This is a genomic window from Pseudomonas sp. GV047 (assembly GCF_003058245.1).
Taxonomy (GTDB): Bacteria; Pseudomonadota; Gammaproteobacteria; order Pseudomonadales; family Pseudomonadaceae; genus Aquipseudomonas; species Aquipseudomonas marginalis.
The window spans coordinates 24,548-49,781 of record NZ_QCWA01000014.1 but is presented as its reverse complement, the minus strand read 5'-3'; the positions used below and the strand labels follow the sequence as shown (position 1 = coordinate 49,781).

Genomic DNA, 25,234 nt, shown 5'->3' with positions numbered 1-25,234 from the left:
TTGTTTGTGTGGCGAGCCTTCCCGCCCGCCGTGGGAAAGGGGCTCTTTTCTGGGGAGATTTCAAATCCCCGCCGAAAAATAATGAGGCACTTGTGAGAGGGTTGTGTTGTGGCTGGGGAAATATAACTGAGGGGGGTGTTGTTCCCTTTGGGGTGTTCCCTTTGGGTTGTTGTCGCTCTGGGGGTTGTTCCCTTGGGGTGTGGGAACTCAGGTTTTGAGCGAGAGGTGCTTAACAAGTTTTGAAGGGGCTATTTTAAAAGCCACGGAAAATAGAAATAATAGACAACCCCTATGGGTGTGCCTCCCCTGATTATCTCAACCTATCAACACAGACATGTCTATAACCTCTCTCACAGCGTGTTCTCTCTGTACTCCGTACACTGTAGCGTCTACATCACAAAGCCTCTCAGAACGCCCCACAGAGGCTCACAGCCACAGACAGTGAGACAGCCTGAGTGGTGTAGCACTCAACATGGTTTGATGTGGCTGGGTGATCCCCTTGATAGTGATACAACATAACACATTACATAAGAGCCCCTACAGTGAGTGTGGAGAGGCGCTAGCCTCAACCCTTGGTGAATGCCACACCAATAGAACCCATCAGCCTAGCAACTGTTGTAGGGCTCCACAGGCCACCCCTTGAGGTGAGCTTACCCTTTGAGTTAAGGCAATCAGCTACAGCTTTGAGGGTGCTGGCACCTTCGAACATGCATGCTTTGACATGAGGGGCAATGTCAATATGGTGTTTGGTGGATGTGTTCACCTTTGGGGCTGTCACCTTCTGGGGATTGTCCACCAGTAGGGCTTTATCAGCCTTGGCCTTACGGGCCACTGAGGCGTTATCAGAGCGACGTTTCACCTTAGCCATACTCTCAACACAGCCATTGTCAGCACGTTCCTGTAAAGCCTTGAGAGCGTCCTTTGTACGCTGGCTGATGAACTGGCGTTCTTGTTCTGCCAGAGCTGCAAACAAGTGAAGCTGGAAATTGTCGGCTGTAGGCATTGTGGCAACCTTTAGGGACACCCTTTTCATCAGAGCGGCCATGTGTTCAACATCACGACTGAAACGGTCAATCTTGGCAGCCACTATAGGGATGTTGAGTGTTGAGGCTAGGTTGATGGCCTGTGCCATTTGAGGACGGTCTGTAGGGAGCATGGCCCCTGATACAGCCTCTTGAAAGGTAGCCACCACTTCCCAGTTGTTAGACTCACAAGCCTTCTTTATATAGTCGTGTTGAGCCTCAATGCCAAGGCCGGAAGCCTCTTGTTTGCCAGTGGAGACACGCACGTAAGCGATTACCTTTTGTTTGTTCATTTGTGACACTCCCTAAGATGTTGGTATGGGTAACATTGTACAGTTACAACGCATTACACACAACAACAAAACCTGTCAACACATAAAGTTTTTTACATATTTTGAGGGTAGACGTCCGTCTAGAGAATGTAAAATGTGAAATATCACAATGTGACACTCAGGGATTTATGCACATGTCAATGTAGGAGGATGTTTCTTTTGTTGGTTGTTGGATGGCACACCCTTTTGGCACATACCTTGCTAGGGCGAACAATCCTTGGGGGAGACTCCTATTTGAAGGTTTTCACCCTATCAGTTAAAACAGGAATGGTTCCCATTCAGGGTGGCTCACCCCAAGAGGTGAATTATTGTCTTGACAAGGGCGTTTGGTTGGTGTTCGTGCCAACAAAGTGAGCATTATTGAAATTATTGTGCAGAAAAGCTTGACAGAGAGAAAAGGTTTTGCTTAACAACACCACCTATGTCCCATAGGACATGATTTGTCACCAGTGGTACACCTTCGGGACAGAACACCCCTTCCAACAAATCACCCTTTCATCACAATCACCCCTCACAACTCACTAACCATTCTCACATCATATCCCTCTCTGATAATAGATAGCTTGCTAATCATTAGCCTCCTACTTACATTAGTGATCCTTCCTCAGAGATTTCTATGCACAAGGGTTGATTACTGGAAGAGGTTTTCTAGAGAAGAGTTCTATCATGTCGTAAACGACATAGAGTGATACAGCCTCTCCGTAGGAGAAAGGGAAAGACGTTAGTAGATTGATATTGTGTTAGGATTTTATGTATACAAACCCTTATAACAAATCACCCCTAACAAGAAGAACAAAGCCCTTTGGGCTCTACGGTGCATAACTCCTAGACCGAAGGTCATAGGGTAACTCTCATAAGGTGTAACCCCATGTCGTTTACGACATAGAGTGATACCAGAGGAAAGGAGTATTGATTCTTTGTTAGGTGTATTGTTGTTATCTGTATGGGGTGATCACTCTCAAAGCTTCGTTTTAAAGACAAAGCTCTAGAAGTATTTTAGCGTGCAAGTGAAACCATGTCCAATCAATCACATTGATAGTATGTATTGACAGTATTGATGTTGTTGATTGTGTTGGTTGTGTCCCAACGTCCTACGTAATAGATATGGTTCGCGTGAGTGGGACATTTCATTAGTAGCGTGTCCCTGTGCGTTCGTACAGGACGTTTGCTAGCTGACTGATTGCCTCAATGTGCATTGCACGTCTAGAAGGTATTGTACACTCAGACAGCACCTGTCTCATGAGGTCGAGCCTCACTAGCAAGCTTCTTGTACTCTCATGCCTGTAAGTCTCAACTTGAATCTCTTGTGTGTTCATTGTATGCCCTTGGGGCGTATCCTTATAATGAAGAAAAGCCCCAACCAAAATGGAAGGGGCTTATATCTGTGAGAGGCTGTGTGAGGCGTTCTGAGGATGTTTGATGGCTTTCCCTTGGGGTTGCCCGTCCTTGTAGCTTAAAACGTCTTAGACAAGCTCTCAGGGGGCTCATGCAGCAACTGGAAGGCCGCTTACACCATTGCCGGGTGTTACACCCATGTGGGTGTGAGTCGATACAGCAACACCGTTAACTGTCACTTCACCAGTGATATAGGCTTGACCTGTCCACTGTGTGTTAGCAACGTTGATGCTCATTGTTTGAGCGGATAGCGTGAGGCTGTTAGAGGCGTTTAGCTCAATGTCTTTACCAATCACCTTAACTGTGAACTGAGATTCAACTACAGCATTCCCATCAGCCTTGAGAACAAACTGAGTCTCAGCCCCTGTTCCTGTGTTGTGAACAATCACCAAGTCATTAGGGTCATTGCTCAAGCTCAGACCATTCACTTGTTGTGTAGTGATGGCGAAGGGAGCCAAGCCGGGAACAAACACACTATCCTGTACATCCTTCATACGGTTGTCGTAGGTGAGGATAGGAGCCGTGTTGTTTGCAATCTTGAAGTTGTCTGTATTGTTGTCCATCACCACACACATTCCTGTGTCACCAACCTTCACTGGGAACAAGAACATAGAGTTTGCTGTTCTCATGTGAGCAATAGGAACGTTGATAATGTGCGTGTCATCCATGTTAGAGCCGTCATCGGCTTTACGTGGGTTAGAGATTTCAACAGTGACATTGAATCGACCACTCACCCCAACAACTTTGGCTGGGAAGGCTGTACGGCTGTTCTCATTGTTGTTGTAGATGGCGTTATCAATGACATTCATCCATCCACCTTGCACCTGTTGAGTATTAGTTGCCATGTGGGATTCCTTTCAAGGGTAGAGCCTTACGGTTGCTGTGAACCATGAACCACTTTTCTTTGTGGTTGATGTACGCTTCTACTACGGTGAACTTGTGAACAGAACGTGTGTTGTGTACGTCAAGATATTCTGTAGCTGCGTTGATTGCTTCACTCTTGGTATCGAAGAAACAAGGGTATTGGATGTTATCGAATTCTACGGGATGCATTGTGTTCTCCTACTGGGCTGTTGGAATTATTGAGCGTGGGGTTGGTTGTCATTGCGGGGTTAGCAGTTTGGTTGATTGTGATGGGCGTGTAAGAGGCAAAGCTGTTATGCACCTCTCTTGGGATTTGCACATCTACATACTGCTTGAGTTGTTCTGAGTTGTTGTTGATTAGAGTTCTAAGCTGATTGGATTGGGCAAGGGAAGCGTTAACAATCTCTTGCCTGATCATCGTCAAGTCATTGGCCTTCATGGCCTTGTACTCATTGACTGTGTTGTGGGCGTCAACTGATAGGATCGAACACCCCACTAGCAGAATCAGACAGAACCCGAACAGCCAACCCCAGAGAGGCGGAGTGTTCGTGATCTTCATTTAGTTACCTCTTGCTCTCACCATTGTTGCCTCAGCAGCACCGGGGCTGTTCTTAGACAGAGCTTGTTTAACTGTGTCTACCAGCTTCGCGTTATGCTCTTCCATCTGAGCCTTGAGGGCATCAGCATCAGTTGCACCGTTGATTGTCGTGTCACCAATAGTCACTTGAACGTTGTTGTTCGTAGTGTTGTTGGCTGCTTGACCGTTAACCTGTGGCTGTAGGAATGGTGTGATTGGTGGAGTGGCTAGAGTTGCCAGCTTGTTTTGTCCTGTCGCTTGAGCTGGGTCAAAGTTCACTGTTGGCGAGACTTCACCAGAGCCAAAGATATTGGAAGTGTTGGGCTGTGTAAGCTGTTCAGGTTTGTAGGTTGGGTCATCTTTCTTCTTTTGAAGCAACCACTGATTAGCATCACGCTGGTCAACTTGCCACTGTCTGTTACTGTCATCACTCTTACGTTGCTCTAGTTGGGCGTCCCGGTCCTGTTGAGTCATACTGCCAACACCGATCTTAGAGGCGTACCACTCAATGTCTTGGATCACTCGACCAATACCAATCAGAACATCAGTGAATGCTGTGAGTGCATCCACAATGAATGTGATTACACCTACGACAACTTCAAGGGATGTTTTGAGAATGTCGAATCCACCAGTTAGGCCACCGTTGTCAAACAACGTACTCCAAAGAGTGCTAAGGGCTGTCCCAAGCTCTTTGAAAGCATCACCCAAGCCAGACATAAACTTAGGATCAAGGTAGCTCTCACCATCATTGAACTTGGCTGTGATCTCTGTAAACTTCTGGATCATGGAAGACAGAACATCAACCACAACAGAGGCTGCTTTACCTGTAGCCTCAAACTCAGGTTGTAGTTCGTTCAACGCTTTGTTAAGGCTGTCATACAGTCCGCCGTTGCCAATCATCGAATCTTTCAATGGCGTCTTATCGTAAGCGTTAGCCATGTTAGATTGATATTGGTTGGCGATACGGTTGTCCCATGCTTGTTGTGTATTCCGCCCTTTGTTGAGCATGTCACCATCATTAGCGTGAGAATCTACAACCTCAGAGAAATTGGTAAGCATCTTAACCAGCATGTCACCTGCAATCTTCCTGTCTTGACGGTCTTGCAAGAACTCTTTAGAGGCTGCATCACCTGTCAGTTTTCCGCCCTTAGCACGCTGCCAAGCTTCGGCCATATACTCCATACCATGAGCACCTAGAGGCTCAATGATTTGGTTTGTCTCTTGGGCCTTCAACTGTCCAAAGCCTAGAGCTTGACGCATACCCAGACTAGAGCGTTTAATGTCGATGTTGGATAGATGCTGACTGATTGCATAACGCATGAAACCCTCAGTAACATCAGCCCCTTTATCTACACCCAACTTGCCAGCCAAGGCGTTAGTCAGTTTTGCATAGCTCTCACCAGCATCCTTTGTAGACAGGCCGTTAACTTGGGCGAAGTTCTCAAAACGGTTGTTCATACGTCTACCGTTTTCCTCTGTACGATCACCTACAGACTCAAACTGTCCTAGACGTTGGTTCTTGGTGTTAGCAGCTCGCTCAGCTTCACGGGCGAACCCCACAGCAGCAGCGGACACAGCAGCGAATGCAGCGACTACCAGAGCGGCGGCACCAGCTACAGCACCTAGGCCAGCAGCAGCCCCGCCAAGGCTCCCACCAAGCCCCTCAAGGGCCGCTAGAGGGTTGCCAGCCACACCACCAGCCATTCGGCCAGCTCCACCCAGAGAGTGAAGAGCATGAGCGCCACGGCCAATCAAACCACCACCGTGACTACCACCAGCGGCACGACGATGTGAGCCAGTAGGGTTAGCCAAAGCTCTGTTGAGCCTGTGTTGGGCCAGAGCTTGGCGTACAGTGTGAGCCTGAGCCTGTTGCTGTGCCTTTGCAGCACGGTTAGCAAGGTTTGTACTGTGTAGGGCGTTGGCGATGTTCTGACGTGCGTTAGCGGCCTGTTGAGCTTGAGCGGCCTTTGCTTGGATAGCGGCTAGCTTTGCTCGCTCTTGGTCTAGCTTGAGCTGTTGTTGCTGTGTCTTGAGCCCTGTAGCGGCTCCCTGTTGTTGAATCTTCTGTAGCTTGGCGCCCTGTAGGGCTGCGTCAAACTGGGCTTTGTTCATGGCCTGAGAGGCTTGAGCCATCTGCTTACCACTGAAACCAGCGCCGCCCATGGCCTTTTGCATTGCCTTCCCTGTTGCTTGGGCTTGACGCTCCAAACCCTTGAGCAACTGTTGTGCATGCTTGATGCCAGACGGGTCAACCTTGAAACCAATCTTGGCGAACAGTTCCGCAATAGCTTGTTCATTCATTGTTAGTCACTCCCTGTGATCATTCCACGTCGCGTGCTTGTAGAATTTCAATGGCCTTGTCTTGTACTTCTTGGCTGGCGCCTGCTAGAGCGTCTAGTAGTTCAAGTTCTGTTGTTGCTGTGTTGAGGATGAATCGGGCGTCCACCTCATGGTTAATGCTATCGTCCTTACTCACCTTGATGTGTGCTACAGCATGATTGATTGCCGCTGTGGCTTTTGTGATACGTTCGTCACTCAACACCTTCTCAGCGTATTTCAAGTCTTGGTAACTCACTTGAGAAAGAACAGCTTCACCAAAGCGCTTGCCGTAATCACGGAAGTCAATCAAGGCTAGGATTGAATCAACGTTAGTGTCTGGGGCGGATGTTTCTGTAAGAGCGCGACGGAACAAGTCTTCAACATATTGCTCAAAGAATGCGATGTGTGTACGGGTCAGAGCTGTGGCTTTTGTGTCAGTCATATTGGTTTACCTCATTTGGTGAAATTGAATGTAAAGCCTTCTTGTGGCTTCACTTTGCCCTGTACATCAACTTGTTTCTTGATGCGGGTTTTAGATGGGATATAACGTGGAGTGAATGCCTCAAAGATTTCTCTACACTTGTCTTTGACAGTTGGGTCATCCTTGCGGGGGCGTCCACTCTTGCGGGGTACGATTGGCAAATCTCTTGTTCGAAATTCAGCCACTGTCTTTGTGGTTTCAATCATGTACTCAAGCATGTGGATAAACTCTTCTGGATACCCACACCTGATTGCACTCACTAGCATTGCTTCTAGAGGCTCAATCCCTTTCTTGAATACGTTTGCAGAGATTCTTAGTTCTTGTTCGGCTGTGGGTTTGTTAGCTGGCATCTATCAATCCTCTGGGGATTCGTTAGTGCGCTTGCTGTCTCGGCTTCCACGGTGTTTGTTCTTATGCTTTGGTTTGGAGCGGGACTCTTTGTCTCCCCATTCGTCTGTGTCGTATTGGGCTGTATTGCTTTTCATCTGTTGTATCGTTCCTTTAGAATCTGTTCTGTTCTGGCGAAAGAAGCTGTACTTTGTACAGGGCTCCCACCCATTGTTGTGACCACCACTTGAGCGTCATCAATTGTCTTTCCATCTTCATAGAGCTTGATGATTTCAGCTCTGTGTGTATAGGCAAACTTGTACACAGCTTGAAGGCTGACAGTGTTGTGTGTTGCTGTCCTGTTAATCAGTGCCTTTGCAATCTCAACATGCTCAGGGAACAGAGAATCAAACAGGCTTTTGTTGTCGTTGGTTTTCATGTATGTAGCTCCTTGAGGATAGGTGTATGTGAGGGATTGTGTTGGGCTGTGTACGCCTGCAAAATGCTTTAGGCTGTATCGTCTGTGTTGTAGACGTAGAACAGGCTAAAGAACTCTGACATGATGTTAGAGCTTTCTGTGATCTTGTTGCTGATAGTTGAGTTGATTGGCAAGAGCAGGAAGTAGCCTGTCAGGCCGTACTCCTCTAACGTGTAATCCAGCATCATTGGATACTGTGGCACCAATGCATAACCTAGAACTAGGGGTGTCTGGTCATCTTGTCTTAGGTCAACTTGCCACTGAGAACAGCGTTCATTCCAATAGAAGGTAAACTGATAAGACTTCCCCTCTAGGCTGATGCCATACCTGTACTTTGTGTCAGAGTACAGAGGCATCTCAATAGAGACTGTCTGTGTCATTTGGCATATTTCGCTTTGAGGATTGCAGTTGTTGCATCAATGGCTAGCTGTTGTTCGCTTGGTGCATTGATAATATCCATCACTTGCTTGTGTTTGATGATTGCACGCTGCTCCTCAAGAAGGTTTTCAAGGTGAGCTGTGTTGTCTTTCTCAACTGGCTTTGTCATCTTCTCGATTAGGGCGAGCAACTCAGGGTGCGGCTCTCCAACCTTGAACACTGGTACATTGTGTTTGATTGTCATTGTGTAAGTTCCTTTAGTGAGAGTAGTGAGTTGTTTCAATGTTGTTTTTTCTGTCGCTTTCAATCTTGTCGTGAAACTTCCAAAGGGCGACCAAAACACGATCATCATTTGAAGCCTCTTTCTGGTATCTGGCGATTGCACTGCTGATGGCCCTAGCTTTCTTTAACTGCCAAAGCTTGTGGGCTTCCTCTGGTGTGTCGCAAGAACCCTCAACCCGGCTCCCGCTGCTAGTCTTAATGTGAGCTGCAAACTTGCCGGGTGACTCACCAGTGATCACACCTCTTGGATAACTGCCTTTGTCTGGTGTGCCGTAGATAATGAGTTCATGGATATAATGGGGAACGTAGCAACATGTGGCAGGGTTGTAGGTTGTGTTTCCGGGCTTGATCAAATCTTTGTTGAGAACCCACCCGCTCACTTGGAAATTGTCAAACCAAGTCTTGAAGCTTTTAAAGCTTTTCCACTCGTCTCCTACGTTCGAGTCGCTAGGGTTGTCACCTTCAAAGATACCAACCCAAGCTTGTATATCAGACTTTGCATACATTACTTAGCGGCCTTCATGCCACGGATACGAGCTTGAACACGCTTATCAATTTCAGCTTCTGCCTTGGCTGCGTCTTCACGCTCAATGGCCTTACGGGCTTCTGCCTCTTCAATCAACATGGCTTGACGTTCTTGTTCAAACACACGTTCGTTGTGAGCTTCAATGCTTGCCTCATACTTGGCTGTCACGTCAGTGGTGATAGCTTCAATGTCTTTGGCTTGTTGAGCTTCGCCCTTTACAACGTACATCTTCACTTGATTTGTTGTGTCGGTGAACTCATGAACAGAGCCAGTGTAGAGTTTGTAACCTTCATCAATCTTGGCTTGGGCCTTGGCGAATAGAGCAGGCATGCCAGCCGCTGTAATGGCTTCAATGGCTCCAAACTTGTTGAACTCTGACATCTGTGGACGCTTGTATGCATCTAGGTAAGTGTCCCGACCTTGTACGGCCAGCTTGTATGCACTCACATCCCATTCGATCAGTTGGGCCAGTTCTGCTTTGTCTGCTTTCTTGATTTGTAGCTGTGTCATTATTTGGTTTCCTTATATGCTTGATTTGGGGTTGGGTTATGCAGCTAGGTTGGCTGTTAGGCTTGCTTCGAAGTCGATAGCAAAGCTCAGTAGCTCGGCACGTTGTAGCACCCAGTCATAAGAGTCACTGATTGCCTTGTCATCACCAGACAACATGGATTCAACCAAGTATTCACAGGCAATGTGTAGGTTGGATTTCTCTTTCTCTACTAGCAAAGCTGCTTGATACTCTGGTGTGTTGTTTGGGTTCGGCTTAACGGCGTTGCTCTTGTTGGTGATAATTGCTGTGATAGTCATTAGTAGTTTTCCTTATACTTGATGTTTGGGCTTAGAACGGGATGTTGAGGCTGTGGCAAACGTCTTGATAGTTTTCAAGGTTTTCGTCTTCACAGTCATTGGGATAGCGGTTGTCACGGATGAACAACATTGTCTCATGTGTCGAATCGCCATCACTATCTAGGGTTGCTAGGAACTGTGTACGCCACTCTTTATCAGACAGCTTTGTCAGTGTCCCAATGTCGATTGTTGCTTCTAGGCTGGTCATTGTCATTTCACTTGCTCCCTTTGCTGGTCAGTCTTTCAGTTAGCACACCCACTGTGTACCCGATTGCTAGTGTTGCCAGTGCGATTGCTGCGGTGATCATTGTTGCTTTCCTTTTAGGATGGTGTACAAGATGGATTGTTTACGCGCTGCAAACTCTTGGGGAGTTTCAAGCCAGAGAGTGGCGAGCGCACCAGCCTTCTCTTTGTCAGTCAGCTTGCTAATCATGTTCATCATGTGTTCTGTGGCTTCGGTTACAACGTCAGCTACTGTTGTTGGTGTGGAGTGTTCGACAACGAACGTTGTAGCTCTGTGCTTACGAACGCGACACTTCATAGAGCAGTGAACGTGAGTGGAGCGGGAAGCTAGAAAGCCTCCTTGACACACAATGCATGTCTTCTTTGTTGTAGCCATAAGTAGTTTTCCTTGTACTTGAGTTGTTTAGCTGGGCTGTTATGTTGTAACACTTGTTGTAACGCTAGTTCCTACAGGCACAGAAAAAGAGGCTTTCGCCTCAGTCGCTGTTCAAGCAAGGAATGATGTGTGGTATATGCCGAGCATTGCTCAAGGCAGATAACCTAGAAGAGGTGGCAGCTTGTCGCCCTATGCTGCCTACAGGTCTTTCAAACAACAGAGGCCAAAGCTGGGCGTGTTGTTAGTGCTACCAGTGTTTCACGCCAGCCACTGGGTAAGGCTGTACCAAGCCATGAGAGGCTTTGCGTAGAGGAAACATCCAAAGGATGAAACTTGAGAATTAATTGTGAGTGGTCGCCAGCAACTCACGGTACTGCAACAAGCGTTTAGGCTTTGCGTACTCCGTAGAGAGTAATCTTAGAATGAGTTGACAGTGTAGAGCGGCTACTGTCAGAACCTAGGAGGCGTAGCGTCCAAGAAGGGGGAGACGCTACAAACGCTCATGGCATTCAAAGCGGGAGAAGGGGTCCGCTTGAATAGGGGGAATTTGGTCCAGCTATCTAACCAACTGGAAAGGGCTCTAGTGAAAGGAGGATCACTAGGGCGACGGGGTAACGAATCCCATCTTAGAATTTGTTCCCTTGTGTAGATGTGAGGCCGTACAAGAGAATGTAGGAGAGAGCTTATACAGAGGAAGGTTGAGGAACCTCCGTATCTCTTTCCCTCTCTACACCTATATTGTATCATGACATTGTCAATTGTCAATAACTATATGTCATTTATTGTGACATTTTTGTAAATACTTTCATCACAATGTCAAAAGGTTGTTGTTTTCTGTTAGGCCAAGCTCTTTGGCGTGATACCCATGTCAAAACAAACCCTCTTGAACTCTACGTTGCCCCACTTCTTGACCAAAGCTTGTAGCTCATTCTGAGAGCGTAGGAGCCGGGTAGCAGCTCCAAGCTTACGGCTGTGTAGGATTTGCCCCACACAGTGCTGTACTCGCTCTGTGAGCTTCTGAGAGAGGTTGTATTGAGCAACCTGCATAACTCCAATAACACCTTTGCTGGTGGCATTGGGCTTAGGCAGAAAGGCCATGTTGTTGAGGCTGGCTTGTGCATACTTGGTAGTGATCATTAGAACCTCCTAGGCTGTCAGGGTTGTACTCGATTAGGGATGTGAACAAGTCGTCAAACTCTTCAACATCAGTTGCTTTTTGAGGTGTGGATTCTACAGTGTTTTGTTGTGCGTTGTCAATGGATGTGTTAGCTACAACCTTAAACAATTCTTGCTCAGCTTGTTCAACGGCTTCGTAGAAAGCATCATCATTGTTGCTGTCTGTATAAGGCTCTACAATGCGTTGTGAGGCACGTTGCACCATAACTGGTAGCTCAGCGTCGTTTGCACTATCAAGGGCGTCTGTGAGTGTCAGAGAGCGTGCTAGCAACACTGCTGCATGTTCTGGGCTGTACTCTGTGATTGCCAGTTTCAGAAGGTGGCGACGTGCTGCGTATTGTTGCTTGCGTTGTGCTTCACTGCTTTCTGTTTGGTTGTCGTCATACCCTGTGGCGAACTGCTCCATAAAGGTGTTCACCTTCTGTTGAATGGCTTCCTCAAGTTCAAGGGCCAGACTCTCTAGGGCGACACGGGAAGCTGTAGGCGCTTCATCACATACCCAGTCCATCACGAATGTTGGGACAGATGTTGTACCAACTGCCAGAGCCTTGCAGCGCTCCTTGATGCGGTAGATGGTGTCTTTGCTGTAGTTGATTACATAGACGCCCTTCTCTTCATCCAGCTTGGAGCCGTACACTTCAAAGCAGATGTTGCGTAGTTCGTAGTCCTTGATTCCTTGCGGACGTACAGACAGTGGGTAGACGCGGGATACAGCTTTCTCAAAGTCTGTGTTAGCCACCTTAGCCACAACCTCTACGCCTGCCATGTGTTCACGTACAAAGCGCTCTGTGAAGCCTGTAGCCTTGACAATGGCGGCTCTACTCAGTCCTTGCTGGCGTAGTGTGATAACCTGTGCTGCATGCTCTTCTGTGTACTTGACCTTCATTATGTAAACTCCTATGCTTGATTTGATGTGTTGTTGTGGAAGATTGTGTGTTCTCCCTATCTACTGTTAGTATAGCATGGAAGTCCCAATTGTCAATAGCTGTTGGGACATCTGGGACAACATTGGGACATTTATTTTCATAGTGGTGTGTTGTCACATCATCCTCACAACTGATCACCCCAGACAGGGACTACCTCGGGACACAAATGTCCCAACCGCGAGAACCATATCTATTGGGTGGGACATGGGACATACTGCCCCACGTCAAATACTCCCTACCCCAGTAAACATTGGCTGTCCCAGCCCCGCGAACCATCTTCTACAATGGGACGTTCCTTTGGGACAAAGCCCAGTGGGAACCACTGAGAGTGATACACCTCAAGGAGATTGGGGGAAATATATTTGTGATAACAAATCCCCCAAAAAGAAAAGGGTTACTATCTAGACCTTCGGTCTAAGAGTTTTGCACCAATCAAAGGTCAAGGGCTGTTCTCTTTGGATGTGATGATGTTTGTTATAGGTTTTGTCTTGTTACCCCTGAAACTGATCACCCCTTACAAGACTTCTGGTAGGTGCGAACTCTCCATGGCTTCGCCATACAGGATCACTCTATGACCTTCGGTCTGTTCGCCTTTTCAAGAGGTGATGTGTGTTAGGTGTAATCAAATATAATCTACCCATAACAATCTCACTCTAAGAGCTGTCGCTCTTGATCCTTGGTTGGTGCATAGCTCCTTCTGGGGTGATGCCCTTCGGACGTTCCTCTATAGAATGCGACGCTTTCAGATTGAGGCTGTCAGGGGCTGTGTCGTTGGGGAGTGTCGTTGGGGAGTGGTGGCCTTTCTTATTGAGCGGTCTGGTACTCAATTAGACTTGTCAGGGGCTGGCCCTCGGTGGGGTGATCGTTCCTCTCTTTATAATGCGACACTTTCATAAACCCCCGTAAACACTGGGGATTGGCCGTAAGCTGGAATTTCAGCCCACGCCGGGGAGAAGTAAAATCTTACCTGTCCTAGAGACGCCCCCAAAAATTCGGGAGCCGCTTGGAGCCCATAAAATTCTGGAATCCTCCGGGGTAGATGCCCTTAAATTTCAGGCCATCTAAGGTCAGCGATCACAGGTGAGGGGCAGCGAACATCAGCAAAATCTTTTGCCCATGCTAGGAGCCTCAAAATTTCGATGGTCCTAGGGTCAGCAAAAAATCTTGCATACCCCTCTCACCCTTTGTTACCGGCTGAATTTCTAGCCAGTAATCCGTCAGAACCCGTCAGCGAGATTTTACGCTCACGTACAACTGACAGAGCGTCAGTGACAATCGGCAAAATCTTTTGCTCATTGTAGGAGCCCGTAAAGTTTCGGACTCCACACACCAGCTCCTGAAATTATAGGAACTGGGGTAAGGGAAAAATTCCCCTCACCTCCTACAAGCCGCTCCTGAATTTCTAGGAACCGCTTTCCCGTAAGCAAAAGATTTTGCCCACGGCAACAAACGCCAGACAAAGGAAAGCCCCACTCATTGGCGGGGCTCTGTCTTAGGTGTTGTGTCAGGTGTTGTGTCAGGTGTTGCTTCCATTGGCCCTGTAGTCAGTGGCGCTCTTACCTGTGTAGTTGGATGGGTTTGTAGCTGGGTCCGACTTGGCATCAGCCGTCTTTGTTGTAGACTTGCCAGTCTGCTTACCCTTGCTTCTGATCTTGACATTGATGTTCTGAATCACTGCATAGCTCACCTGTTCAAACTCAAGGTTAGGGAAAATCCCAGCCCCTGTGTTTTCGTCTTCCATGAAGTCAACACCAGTGAACACACAGTTAGGCCAACTGTTCGGGATAGCTCCACCATCAAACTCAAAGAAGGTGAACTGTTCACGGCTGGTGATCATGTCCACCAAGTCAGCCTTAACAACTTGTGCTGTCTTCACTTTGTCTTGAGGTGTGACAAAGGCTGTAGGGATACTGTCCTTGGTAAACTGTGCAATCACCTCTGGTAGGTATTTGTTGATACTACTCACCTCAGTGATTGTCACAGGGGTGACTGTAGAGGTTTTGTTGATGTACTGTTTTCCGTTCACAGCATCGCTAATGAAAGGACGGGACAAGTTGAAGTCAGCATCAGACAGAATGCCAGAGACAGTAAACTTTGGGTTGTCGAATGTTGTGTGGTCAGTCACCAAGGCTCCGTTAGCCATTGGATGTTTTGTCACAGCAGCAGAATACTTTTCTGTGAGCCTTGTGATTGCATCGAAGAAAATCACATCTTTGTTTGCTCGCATAATAGCGAACATGTTAGCACCGTAATCGGCCATGGGTTTTGTTCCTTGTATGAATAATGGGATGTACAAGCCCCCACAAGCTCGCTGGAGCCGTGTTAGGGTTTTGGTAGGGGCAATGTGAGGGGTGTTGTTACAAACGAGGCTAGAACGCCTCTGAGGGGCTTTAGTGTTTAGTGAACGATCGTTTGAGCTTTGTACACGTCTACAGGACGGCCACGGACAATCACCGTCTTGGGCTTGTCGAGCTGGTCAATGTAGTGGCTTGGCTGAATGTGGCGAATCTCCCACAGGGTTGGGTTGCCTTCCATCCATCCCAGAGAGCGTACAAAGGCCGTGGCGGCACGCTCTCTAGCTTGGGTAGACAAACCCCCGTGGTGTTGCTCCAAGAGGCTTAGAAGCGATTCCGTGAGGCTTGGCGTTGGCTCTGTCAGAGCATCACTGATAATGTCTGTCATGCCTTGTCACCTGCAAACATAAACTTGACGCTCTCAAGCATCTTGCCTGTGTCGTATAGCGGACGGTCAAAGCCTTTGGCTTCAATCGTACTGAGGCTGTTATGTCCGGGGTAGTTTGAAATAGTGGCTTTGATTTCACCTACCAGCAACTTACCAACCATCGCCATGATAGAGCGTGCATTGCCCTTTCCACTGATAGAAGCTTGAGCGGCCTTGACCAACAGTCTCACCATCGCCTGTCTTGTTTGGGCGCTGTTTACTGTCTCTTTCATGAATGGCCTTTCAGGGTGAAACCTAGAGCCGTGTTCGTTCCAAGCTGCAACCTGTGCAACTGGCATACCATCATCATACTTGTCTTCAAAGAAACCCACCTTCGGCTGTAGCTTGGCAAGGGTGGCCATTCGCCTAGCAAGGTTGGTTAGTCCCTTCATATCAAGTTTGGTGGATACCGTTGTTGTTATTGTCATTTGGCACCTCCATTGATAACCGGGCTTACATTGATGACTGGGCTAGCGTTCTGGATAACGCTAACGCCCTTGGCTTTGTCAGCCCTTGCTTGGGCTTCCTCAGCCTCAGCTTGCGCATACTTGCTCATAGCCTTTGGGTTGGCTTCATACATCAAGCGTTCAAGCTTCTTAGCGGCGTGGTCTGTGAAGGCAGCTTGAGCGTTAATCTTGAACTCACTATCCTCAACTCTCAGCTTGAGTTGGTACACGTTGTCTTCAACGCTAGAAACACGCTTCTCAACAATGTCCTTCTGTACTCGTACGTTGTCGTATTCGTATTCCTTTACCTTCCCGGTGAAGTAGATAGGGGCCGCTGTGATAGCGATTCCCATCATCACACCGATGATAAGCATCTGTAGCCTTGTAATCGGGAGTTTGAGCCATCCCTGATTGTTGTTGTCCATTATGTGGTTCCTTGCGTTCTCAGCCCAAGTGGGCACCCCCGTAAGAGCGTTGTAGTGGTTGTGGGCTGAATAGTGATAGGCGTTGTTGTAGCACGCCGTTAAATTGATCCCTGTTACGTCCATAGAACAGTTCAACCGCTTCGCCAGCAATGCCAACCTCTACAGCCTTTGTCATGAACTCTTCTACAGCCCCTAGCAGGAACATAGAGCCGGTATAGCAAACCGTGATTGTTTCCCCTGTACGAAACCAGAAGAAGTGATAGTTTGTTACATCGGAGTGTCTACGCTTGAGCATCATGTTGAAGTGACGCCCCAGCCGTCTAAGGTCAACTTGAGAGGATGGCTTGTCACCATCCCCGGATTCCCTTAGTTCGTAGATTGCGGAGTGAAGCCCCATTGTTTGTAGAGCTTCAATGTGTTTGGTGATTCGGGACATTCTTAGCCTCCGTTAGTTTTCGCTTGTCTCTCAGCTTCCTTTCTCATTTCAGAATCTTCAAAGTAGATTCTCAAGGCTGTCTCATTTGCATCAAATGCATCACTCACACTTAGCGTGGTGGACAGGTCAGATAGAGTTGCAAGAGGCTGGGTGCATCTGAGGATGTTGTAGATAACATTCGACTGGCTGAAACTCTGACTCACCTTCTCTAGGGAGCGTGGCGGCTGGATAGCACCAGCACCAGAGTAGTTTGCTGGTAGAGAGAATCTTTCCTTAGTCCATAGATGTAGGAAGTTGTATTCAATGACAGCAGACAGAAGCTGTGCCACTTCAACAATGGAAAGCTCATTGAAGTCTAGAAGCTCGTCATTGAATGTGATGTATCTGAAAAACTCTTCAAACACAGTTTCTAGGTCAAGCGCTTGCACCTGCTTAGCTGTAGCCTTGTAGGTGATTGGGTAGCTCAATGGCGTTGGGACACGCTCCACTGTATCGCTGTGGCGATCCTCAAGAGTCTTACCGGCCAACACTTCACGTACTGTGAGCTTTCCAACTGGGCCAGCGTCTGGCTGCGTAAAGCGTTCGTATGTTTCGTCTGGGGCGGCCACCTTATCCAAGAACTGGTTAAGGGCGAGCCATCTACCATCAATCGCCGTACGGGCTGGATAGTTGAAGGGGCGTGGTAGTTTGTTCTCAACAACAATGTGTTCTTGGGATACAGCGAACGCTACAACGGCATTGCCATAACGCTCTAGGATTGCACAGCCCTCAGTTGCTGGGTGCTGTCTGATCTTGTAGGACTTATCACCTACAGTGATTTTCTTTGTTTGAATTGCCATAATGGATTCCTTGTTTTGTAAGCTGGGCTAGCTTGTTTGTTTAGACAGCCGTTCTTTAAACAACTGTCACGTCGTCGCCTTCCATTGCATTGCACTGTAGTTCTGCATACCAGTTGTTGCCCCGAAAGTCGCCAGTGTATTGGACAGAGCAGATACGGTAGTAACCTGTAATCTCACCATACTCAATCTTGACCACTTGACTTGGCACCAAGCCAGCATCCAACAACACCTTAACTTGCACGCCATAACGTACACGGGTGTCTTTCTTGGATAGCTTGAGCTTTTCAGTTGTACGGAAAGGCGCCTCAATCATGCCTGTTGTTTCACTGATAACAGGGACAGTTGTCACGCTCTTGGAGTATGGGGCGTTAACGTCAGTCACTGTTAGGGTGTTGCCAGTGATGTTGTATTCAAGCTTGTAAGCCTTGGTGATTCGGTCTAGCTCTTCTTTGGCTGTACCGTTCAAACGCCAGCCGTGAACCAAAGGACTATTGAGGTTTGTTCCTACGATAGGACCACGAGCAATACCGGGCATGTTCTCAGTGATAGCAACAAGAACGTCTTGCACAGTTTGACCGGGCGAAAGGATGCGGCTTAGTTTGGATTGAGTGAGATTGACATAACCTTCACCAATCACCATTTGAGTGATGCTGTCTGTACCACGCTTGGTGGTAGAGCATTCTGTGAGGTTGCCACTTGCTAGAAGCTTGAGGCCGTCGCCGTCCTTGTAGCCAACATAGAGAGTTGCCTCAATGAATCGGCTGTCAAGCATGCGCTCTTGCTCAGGGGATAGGTTGTACACTTCAATACTGGCTGTGTTGCCAGTGTGTGTTTTCTTGTTATCGCTAGACTTGTCTACAGTGAATGTCACTTGTAGTGGACGGTCTGTATCTTCGCTGGTGAGTTGAAAACCTTTCCCGTTGTTATAGTCGCCAACGGTGAGCTGATAGATTCTTTCAGATTTGCGATTTGTCGTAGTGGATGCTCTGATAACGGCCATGATGATTGTTTTCCTTGTTCGGCTTGAATGCGGTGAATGTGCTAGTGATGGTCATAGCAATATCTCTCACAGATTTGATTAGGGTTTGTTGGTTGTGGTGATTCGTCCTGCAATAGGACGTACAGTAGGCTTTGCGGGCTGTCTTGCACGGCATTGTGCAACCACAGTGCTGACATGTTCTTGTAGTGATGTTCATTGCAATCCTCTTTATATAAGGGTGTTGTGACACTTGATTAAACCGTACCAAACGCCAGATATAGAAAAGGCCACCAAACTCATTGGCAGCCTCTTTAAGAGCTTTCGCTCTGTACCAGCCCAGTACATGTACAAGGTAGGAAAACTTCCCATCCCATAACACTGTTAGTATAGCACAGTTGTTATAACATTGGAAGCTTTATTGTTTACAATGTGACAAATTTGTTGTATGCCAGACAAAGAAAAGCCCCGACAACAAAAGCTGTCAGGGCCAAGGGAATCAATTCACAAACAACCACATAAGGAAACCAACTTGAACAGCCCCAACCACTAGGGGTTCACGTATATCTGTATGGTATAGGAACAACCTCACAATGTCAATGGCATATCACATACAAATCAAGAGTGCAACCATCAACAACCCGTGTTGAGTTAGATCTCTTATTGAGTGTTCCACCTATCAATTAGAATCTCATGATGCTGTGAGGCTCTGTGAGGCCGTAGGAGACGTTTTAAGCCACAGCCCTAGTCAGCATACCCCAGAAACAACAAAAGCCCCAAAAGGGGCCTTGTAGCTCGTTACATTGACAACCCGTTAAGCTGTCTCGTATACATCACCTTCAACACGACGACACAGCCCAGTTTCACAGTAATCGTTCTTACGGACCATCACTAGGCGCTCTTCTGTCGAGCCGTACGCCTGTATCACCTTGTATTCCTTGGAGCCTTTCAGGTAGCCATCGTATTTGAAGACGGCTTGCCCCACCTGAATGCGCTTGTCTTGGTGAATGGTGATGGTGTACCCGATTTGCTGCATCAAGGCAGACAGGCGCTCAGGGTCATTCTCTTCAAGCCACCACATCTCAGCTTGGTATTGCCAGTGATTGCCAGCTACAGGCTTCTCTGTACGCTCTAGGAGCGTCAAACGGGCCTGATGTTCATCACGCTCAAGGGTCAAGACTTTCAAGTCTTCCAAGAACTCTGGAATGGCCCCTACAGCCTTGATGGTATCCATCAATCCCTTGACCTTGAATGTCACTGTATCAATCTCAGCTCTGAGGGCTGCAATCTCAACCTCATTCACGCTTGAGTGTAGAGTTGCAATCCCGGCAAGCTTCGCTTTGTCACCAGTCCAAGCTAGAACAGCATCCATAACGGGCTTTGGGATACAGGCAAAGTTGGGACACTGCTTGTCATTGGTGTGGACACGGCACTTCATGTTGTGAGGCTTGCCGTTCACATTCTGGTAAATGTAGTTCTTGCCACACTCAGCACACTTCACCAATCCAACAAGAAAATGTTTACTGTGCTGTACAGGCTTGGCTGTTCCAACACGCTCCCTGTGAAGCTGGGCTTTCTGGTAGAGGGCCAATGTGATGATTGGCGGATAAACACCAGCAATCACCTCTGTTTCTCTGTCTGGGTTGTCCTTGTGAGCCTCCCAGTCACCAACCGTACAACGGTTCTTCAACCATCCGTCAACGGTAGGGCCAGAACACTTAGCCAGCTCAGGTACACCAGACTCACGCAAGCGTTTAGCAATGGCTGTCTTGCCCAAGCCCGACACATACAACTCATAAGCTAGCTTCACCTGAGCAGCAATGCTAACAATCACCTCTCCCTCTGTCGTCAACCAAAGAGGCGTCCAACGCTTGGGCACTACACCTGCCTTTGCTGCCTTCCTACGGCTCTCGTATGACGCACCAACACGCCTTGACAGTGTATCGCTGTACTGGTGAGCGGATTGAATCTTGGCACTCAGCATGAACAACCCGGCACCATTCAATGCACTACGGTCGTACGTCTGATTGTCATCAAGGGTGATGATTGCCACACCAGCACTGATGATTGGGTGAAGAATGCCAAGCATGTCTGTTGCATCAAGTCGGCCTGTACGGTCGAGGGCTTCAACCAACACAACATCACCAGCTTGGATTGCTCCCCTGTGGATTGCCTCAAGGAGCTTACCGAAACCGCCGCCCTTCTCAACATGCTCACCCTTGAAGCCGCTCTTGGCCAAGTCTTTAAACTCAGTGGTGTACAGGTCGTAATCAGGATGGCCCTCAAGCCAACTGGCAATCATTGCCTCTTGACGCTCAACAGATGTACCGCCCGTTTGCCTCATGCTTGAGAAACGAACGTAGGAGATTGCGTAGGGGCGCCGTGTGGCTGGGGCTTTCATTGCTGCAAACACCTTTCTTCTATGACTTGAGGTAGATGCTAACATCTGAAAACGTTGGTCCCAGCCCTTGATCACCCGCCCGGTGCCGATCACACACTGGAACGGCTTGCCCCGCTCCCGGGACGAATCGAAGACCGTACCGTCTTCCAGGGTGCCGGTGTACTGGGTGGTGATCAGTGCGCCCTTGACCACGGCTTTGCCGGTGCCTGGGCGGATGTCGGTGATTTGGAGTTCGTCGGGGCTCATGGGGTTCTCGTTGAAGGCGTAAAGGCTGGGGTTTTCCCAGAATCGGTGGGGTTTGGCAAGTGCAGGAACAGTCGCAGCCGTGACATTTCCCTTTAACTTGCAGGACGTTTCCGAGAGAATCCCAAGCGCTTGCGTCGCTCAAGCGAGGGAGCTTGCTTCCGTTGGGCTGCGCAGCGACCCCGTTGCTTTAGTACTGCCCCCCACAAAAATCCCGTAGATATAGCGTCGGCCCGACTTGAACACGCCATAAGCCGATATAGAGTGCTCGCTTGTGCTTACTTACGCAGAGAGCTCACGCAGCGCTGCCGTCGCCAAAAAACCTGACCGCGATGCATAGCGATGATCCTTTTGCACACGCTCGTCAATCCGCTGCAAGAGGTGTTCCGGCAGAGAGGCATTGAACCGCACTGATTTCCCCAGATAAGGCGTGAGGTCAAAGTCGACTATCGCCCAGACACCACCGGCAAAATCCGGATTACCCAAATGGGCATCAACCTCCAGCGCCTGAGGAAGCTGTTCCTGATCGGCAACCAGGCCTTCGAGATGCAGAGCCAATGCCTCATGTACATTGTCCAGCGCTTCGGAAAAAGACCCGCCCGCCGAGAAACACCCCGGCACATCAGGGACGGTCACGCTGTAATCCGAATCAGCATCTTTGTGTACTACCACAGGGAATTTCATTGCTCCTCCTCTGACCGAGCCCGTGGGAGCTCGCCCAATTCATCCAGCAGGCAATTATTTGAGACCGGCTGATTTGAGAATACTGTGCAGAGTGCCCTTGGCAATCTCTGACTTGGGATGAGGGACGGTGACTCTTCCCCGCTTCACGGGGTGCTTGAACTGATGATGACTGCCCTTCACCGCCACCTCAAACCAACCATCCGCAACCAGCAGGTCAATCATCTGCTCGACTTCTCATCGCCTCACCCTTGGGTGTGTATATACACCCCACTAAATGGTAATGCGTTTTTTGCACACACGAGACACACGGATAAAAAATCTTGCGACTTGATGACGGCGGGTAAACCCCTTACGCCAGTGAAGTAATATCAATCTTTGTGCTCTGGATCGCTTTCACGCGGAGCGTGGAACAATCAAATACTCGGGCCAGTTCCCCTTCACCTACAACAGAACACGACATACCCTAGCCAAAAATCACATCCTGCTTATTGTCTCTTCCAGAACCTATATTCAACCTATAAGTAGAAAATCAATTCTGAACGAGAAACATCAAAAATGACCATCGGTTCAAACTTTAATTATCCAGCAGATATAGCCCAACAAAGTCATCGTAAAAAGCGCACTGTAAAGAATAAATGGAGGGCACGATTCCCTAGCCCGCCAGATTTGTGTTTCGATTACCGAGCATTGGTAGAGCAAGAAAACGGCGTTGCTCAAGCGACCGACACTGCTCACAAAATTTGCATTATTGGTGCGGGAATTACAGGTTTAACAACTGCACGCGAGCTGCATAGGTGCGGCTTCAAAAATATCACACTAATAGAAAAGTCAAAGCGTATAGGCGGTCGACACCTGACAGCTCTTGGTAGTAATAATACGAATACTGTTGGCCGCCCTCCTTTTGAGATGGGCGCAATGAGAATGCCGTTCTTCAATAGATCAAATGAGCAGCCCAAAGATGGTCGTTCGCTCATGGCTTATTACGCAAATGAATTTGAATTGGTCTGCTCCGACTTCCCAAACCCCGGCAGCCCCAGCGTCCACTCAACTGGAATCTACCTGAGAGAAGGAAGCCTGGAAGGAGACAGTGAACCCACAATGCTTATCTGGAAAAACCCAAACGGAAAAACATCACCACCCGGTGAAATCTTAGGGTCCGTTTTTGCGAAGTGGAAGGCATTTGCTGAACGGATGGCCCTGCACGTTTCCGAGCATTTCGGCTCTGACGCTTGGGAATACATGTGGGATGCCATAGTAAAAAAATATGAGGGCACGTCATTTCGTGACTTGGTGAAGATGCCAACCATCGATCACTGGCGGCAAAGTGATCCTGGCAACTTTGGCGGAATGGGAATGACCGCACAGGAGTCGGCTGTTTTTTACTCAATCGGCATTGGTGATGGCAGTTGGGGAGCGTTCTATGATGTCTGCTCGATTTATCCAATACGCACGGCGATATTTGGTTTCAGCAGTCATTTGCAACTGATCCACGGCCGTGTGAACTCAGAAGGTGCCCCCCTGGCGTCACCTTATCTTGACGTCACAGAGACAGTTGACTCGAGAGGCCTAAAATTTAATAAACCAAATTACATTGGTCTTGGCTCACTGGCCGAATCCCTGCTTTTTATAAAAGCGCAAGAGACCACCGAATCATTATATGAACACTTACTGAAAAGCCCATACGGTTTGCTGACCAACAGTACTGCAACGAAAATAAAAAAACTTGAGAATGGAAAAACAAGGGTTTACTACGACTGGAACACTACACAGCCGAGTAAAACAAAAAGTGAATTTATCGATGTCGATTCACTTGTAATCACCCTTCCATCATGGCTGATAGAAACACAAATTCTTATCGAGGATTTCAGCCAAGACATGCTTCCCTTCGAAACAATCGCAGCCTACAAAACGGCTCATTGGGAAACCAGCTGCAAGGTGTACGCGCCCCTCAAAAAATCTTTCCTCTCACTCAATAAAAACATACCTCAAGCCATTGTAACCGATAGCTTCATACATGATATCTACACCTATCGCTACAATGAAAACCACACTTACGACTGTATCCTCTTAAGCTACACGTGGGAGGATGATGCAACAAAGCTTTCGCTGTTCAGCGACGGAGAACTGGTCGACAAATGCATAGAAGAGCTGGACAGGATACTTTTGAAGTCAACAAATATTAAAAAACGCATTTCTCCCTATATAGGACGTGACCAAGCAATCGTTCAGCGCTGGATGAACGATAAACACGCCCTTGGCTGTGCAAAACTCTATCGCCCTGGCACCTACTACGACGCCGTAGGCCTGATGAAATACAACAGGGACTTCTCTCTCACATCCGGGCTTTATCTTTGTGGTGAATCTTTTTCTGTGGATGCTGGCTGGACAGAACCTTGCTTCAGAGGCGCCATTGATACTGTGATCAATATCTGCAACAAGACCCAAGCAAAATTCAATGGAGATTTTTGCATGCAAGATTATCCAGAGTACAAGACAGAGACTTAAACTACATCAAGAGAATCCGGCTACGTCACAACAGGAATTATCTGACTTTTCTTTAAACATTTCTTCACCTCTTATAAACATCCAACCAAAACCCGGTTGCATAACAATAAGAGGTCATCCCCATGAGTGAACCAACAAGCCCAGCCCGCGTCGCCGTCGTTCAGTTCAACCCACAGGTCGGTATAGCCAACCGAAGCGACAACCTGCGTCAAAGTCTTCTACTGGCGACTGAAGCAGTAAACGGCGGCGCCAATCTGATCGTGCTGCCGGAGCTTTCCAACTGCGGCTATTTCTTCAGCAGCCGCCAGGACGCGTTTGATCATGCAGAGGCAGTGCCGAACGGACCGAGTGTGCGGGAATGGATCGATTTTGCCTGCAAGCACCAGGTGTATCTGGTCGCCGGTCTTAGCGAAATCGATGGTATGCAGCTGTTCAACACAGCCGTATTGCTGGGGCCCGACGGGTTCATAGGCAAATACCGAAAAGCCCATTTATGGAACCTGGAAAAGCTTTGGTTCACCCCGGGGAATTCTGGCTTTCCAGTGTTTGAAACGCCGATCGGTCGTATAGGCCTGCTGATCTGCTGGGACATCTGGTTTCCGGAGGTACCGCGCATTTTGAGCCAGCAAGGCGCCGATATCATTTGCAGCTTGAACAATTGGGTATGGACACCCCCGCCGTTGTTCGATGAGGCAGGAAAGTGCATGGCGTCGTACCTGACGATGACCGCTGCACATGTGAACAACGTATTTATCGCGGCCGCGAGCCGCATTGGTGAAGAGCGGGATGCCCGTTATCTCGGATGCTCCTTGATTGCAGGGACAAATGGCTGGCCAATCGGCGCTGTGGCTTCGGCCAATCGCCAGGAGATCCTGTTCGCCGACATTGACATCACCAGCGCCCGCAGCGCGCCGATCTGGAACAGCCTCAATGATCTGCAACGGGACCGTCGCAATGATCTTTATGATCAGATGCTCGGGTATTCCCAGCACCCTGCCCTGCCTCGCTGA

At 48.3% G+C, this 25,234-nt stretch carries 26 protein-coding genes and 2 pseudogenes; 2 read left to right on the top strand and 26 right to left on the bottom strand.

Annotation, left to right across the window (positions count from 1 at the left end; all coding sequences use genetic code 11):
• Positions 1–565 precede the first annotated feature (565 nt).
• The 26 genes and pseudogenes from C8K58_RS27270 to C8K58_RS27150 all read right to left on the bottom strand — a co-directional run bounded on the left by C8K58_RS27270 (position 566) and on the right by C8K58_RS27150 (position 21,957).
• A complete protein-coding gene (locus tag C8K58_RS27270; protein ID WP_108574672.1) occupies positions 566–1,315 on the bottom strand; it encodes a recombinase family protein in 750 nt (249 codons plus the stop codon).
• 1,523 nt (positions 1,316–2,838) lie between these two features.
• On the bottom strand, positions 2,839–3,594 hold the full coding sequence (locus tag C8K58_RS27265) for a Gp138 family membrane-puncturing spike protein (RefSeq protein ID WP_256592555.1): 756 nt from the start codon (positions 3,592–3,594) through the stop codon (positions 2,839–2,841).
• Positions 3,595–3,779: 185 nt separating this feature from the next.
• On the bottom strand, positions 3,780–4,052 hold the full coding sequence (locus tag C8K58_RS27260) for a hypothetical protein (protein ID WP_256592554.1): 273 nt from the start codon (positions 4,050–4,052) through the stop codon (positions 3,780–3,782).
• A 120-nt stretch (positions 4,053–4,172) separates the two neighbouring features.
• Entirely contained in the window at positions 4,173–6,491 is a 2,319-nt protein-coding gene (locus tag C8K58_RS27255; RefSeq protein WP_108574670.1) for a hypothetical protein, read from the bottom strand.
• 19 nt (positions 6,492–6,510) lie between these two features.
• Entirely contained in the window at positions 6,511–6,951 is a 441-nt protein-coding gene (locus C8K58_RS27250) for a hypothetical protein (protein WP_108574669.1), read from the bottom strand.
• A gap of 11 nt (positions 6,952–6,962) precedes the next feature.
• Positions 6,963–7,340 (bottom strand): hypothetical protein, encoded by a 378-nt coding sequence (locus C8K58_RS27245; protein WP_108574668.1) that lies wholly within the window; start codon positions 7,338–7,340, stop codon positions 6,963–6,965.
• Between the two features lie 131 nt (positions 7,341–7,471).
• Positions 7,472–7,756 carry a hypothetical protein gene (locus C8K58_RS27240; RefSeq protein WP_108574667.1) on the bottom strand — a complete coding sequence of 95 codons (285 nt, stop codon included), beginning with the start codon at positions 7,754–7,756 and terminating at the stop codon, positions 7,472–7,474.
• Between the two features lie 68 nt (positions 7,757–7,824).
• Positions 7,825–8,151: a hypothetical protein gene (locus C8K58_RS33225; RefSeq protein WP_371921659.1), complete on the bottom strand. Its 327-nt coding sequence runs from the start codon at positions 8,149–8,151 to the stop codon at positions 7,825–7,827.
• 20 nt (positions 8,152–8,171) lie between these two features.
• Positions 8,172–8,417 (bottom strand): hypothetical protein, encoded by a 246-nt coding sequence (locus C8K58_RS27230; RefSeq protein WP_108574665.1) that lies wholly within the window; start codon positions 8,415–8,417, stop codon positions 8,172–8,174.
• 13 nt (positions 8,418–8,430) lie between these two features.
• Positions 8,431–8,961, bottom strand: coding sequence for a hypothetical protein (locus C8K58_RS27225; RefSeq protein ID WP_108574664.1), 531 nt, complete (start codon positions 8,959–8,961; stop codon positions 8,431–8,433).
• A complete protein-coding gene (locus C8K58_RS27220; protein ID WP_108574663.1) occupies positions 8,961–9,491 on the bottom strand; it encodes a hypothetical protein in 531 nt (176 codons plus the stop codon). Before C8K58_RS27220 ends, C8K58_RS27225 begins: the two co-directional genes overlap by 1 nt.
• A 36-nt stretch (positions 9,492–9,527) precedes the next feature.
• Entirely contained in the window at positions 9,528–9,788 is a 261-nt protein-coding gene (locus tag C8K58_RS27215; protein WP_108574662.1) for a hypothetical protein, read from the bottom strand.
• Between the two features lie 31 nt (positions 9,789–9,819).
• Positions 9,820–10,041: a hypothetical protein gene (locus C8K58_RS27210; protein WP_108574661.1), complete on the bottom strand. Its 222-nt coding sequence runs from the start codon at positions 10,039–10,041 to the stop codon at positions 9,820–9,822.
• A 90-nt stretch (positions 10,042–10,131) separates the two neighbouring features.
• Positions 10,132–10,266 carry a hypothetical protein gene (locus C8K58_RS32815; RefSeq protein ID WP_256592553.1) on the bottom strand — a complete coding sequence of 45 codons (135 nt, stop codon included), beginning with the start codon at positions 10,264–10,266 and terminating at the stop codon, positions 10,132–10,134.
• Positions 10,267–11,527: 1,261 nt separating this feature from the next.
• Positions 11,528–12,508, bottom strand: coding sequence for a hypothetical protein (locus tag C8K58_RS27200; RefSeq protein ID WP_108574659.1), 981 nt, complete (start codon positions 12,506–12,508; stop codon positions 11,528–11,530).
• 1,556 nt (positions 12,509–14,064) lie between these two features.
• On the bottom strand, positions 14,065–14,808 hold the full coding sequence (locus C8K58_RS27195) for a phage baseplate protein (protein ID WP_108574658.1): 744 nt from the start codon (positions 14,806–14,808) through the stop codon (positions 14,065–14,067).
• A gap of 137 nt (positions 14,809–14,945) precedes the next feature.
• Positions 14,946–15,230 (bottom strand): hypothetical protein, encoded by a 285-nt coding sequence (locus C8K58_RS27190; protein WP_108574657.1) that lies wholly within the window; start codon positions 15,228–15,230, stop codon positions 14,946–14,948.
• Positions 15,227–15,697, bottom strand: coding sequence for a hypothetical protein (locus C8K58_RS27185; RefSeq protein ID WP_108574656.1), 471 nt, complete (start codon positions 15,695–15,697; stop codon positions 15,227–15,229). Before C8K58_RS27185 ends, C8K58_RS27190 begins: the two co-directional genes overlap by 4 nt.
• Positions 15,694–16,140, bottom strand: a complete 447-nt coding sequence (locus C8K58_RS27180) for a hypothetical protein (protein ID WP_108574655.1) — start codon at positions 16,138–16,140, stop codon at positions 15,694–15,696. The genes C8K58_RS27185 and C8K58_RS27180 overlap by 4 nt, the downstream gene beginning before the upstream one ends.
• Positions 16,141–16,159: 19 nt before the next feature.
• On the bottom strand, positions 16,160–16,576 hold the full coding sequence (locus tag C8K58_RS27175) for a hypothetical protein (protein WP_108574654.1): 417 nt from the start codon (positions 16,574–16,576) through the stop codon (positions 16,160–16,162).
• Positions 16,577–16,578: 2 nt separating this feature from the next.
• On the bottom strand, positions 16,579–17,415 hold the full coding sequence (locus C8K58_RS27170; RefSeq protein WP_108574653.1) for a hypothetical protein: 837 nt from the start codon (positions 17,413–17,415) through the stop codon (positions 16,579–16,581).
• Between the two features lie 55 nt (positions 17,416–17,470).
• Complete coding sequence (locus C8K58_RS27165; RefSeq protein WP_108574652.1) at positions 17,471–18,415, bottom strand: hypothetical protein; 945 nt, start codon at positions 18,413–18,415, stop codon at positions 17,471–17,473.
• A 790-nt stretch (positions 18,416–19,205) separates the two neighbouring features.
• Positions 19,206–20,792 carry a recombinase family protein gene (locus tag C8K58_RS27160; RefSeq protein ID WP_256592559.1) on the bottom strand — a complete coding sequence of 529 codons (1,587 nt, stop codon included), beginning with the start codon at positions 20,790–20,792 and terminating at the stop codon, positions 19,206–19,208.
• 54 nt (positions 20,793–20,846) lie between these two features.
• Positions 20,847–21,038, bottom strand: a pseudogene (locus C8K58_RS32810) (FKBP-type peptidyl-prolyl cis-trans isomerase); the annotation flags it as partial.
• A 279-nt stretch (positions 21,039–21,317) separates the two neighbouring features.
• The gene (locus C8K58_RS27155; RefSeq protein WP_108574650.1) at positions 21,318–21,719 is read right to left on the bottom strand and encodes a type II toxin-antitoxin system HicB family antitoxin; all 402 of its coding nucleotides are present in this window, start codon (positions 21,717–21,719) and stop codon (positions 21,318–21,320) included.
• Positions 21,720–21,773: 54 nt separating this feature from the next.
• A pseudogene (locus tag C8K58_RS27150) lies at positions 21,774–21,957 on the bottom strand (type II toxin-antitoxin system HicA family toxin).
• 317 nt (positions 21,958–22,274) lie between these two features.
• Between C8K58_RS27150 and C8K58_RS27145 the strand changes: the two are divergent.
• Both C8K58_RS27145 and C8K58_RS27140 read left to right on the top strand, forming a co-directional pair.
• The gene (locus C8K58_RS27145; RefSeq protein ID WP_108574648.1) at positions 22,275–24,224 is read left to right on the top strand and encodes an FAD-dependent oxidoreductase; all 1,950 of its coding nucleotides are present in this window, start codon (positions 22,275–22,277) and stop codon (positions 24,222–24,224) included.
• Between the two features lie 122 nt (positions 24,225–24,346).
• Positions 24,347–25,234 carry a nitrilase family protein gene (locus C8K58_RS27140; protein WP_108574647.1) on the top strand — a complete coding sequence of 296 codons (888 nt, stop codon included), beginning with the start codon at positions 24,347–24,349 and terminating at the stop codon, positions 25,232–25,234.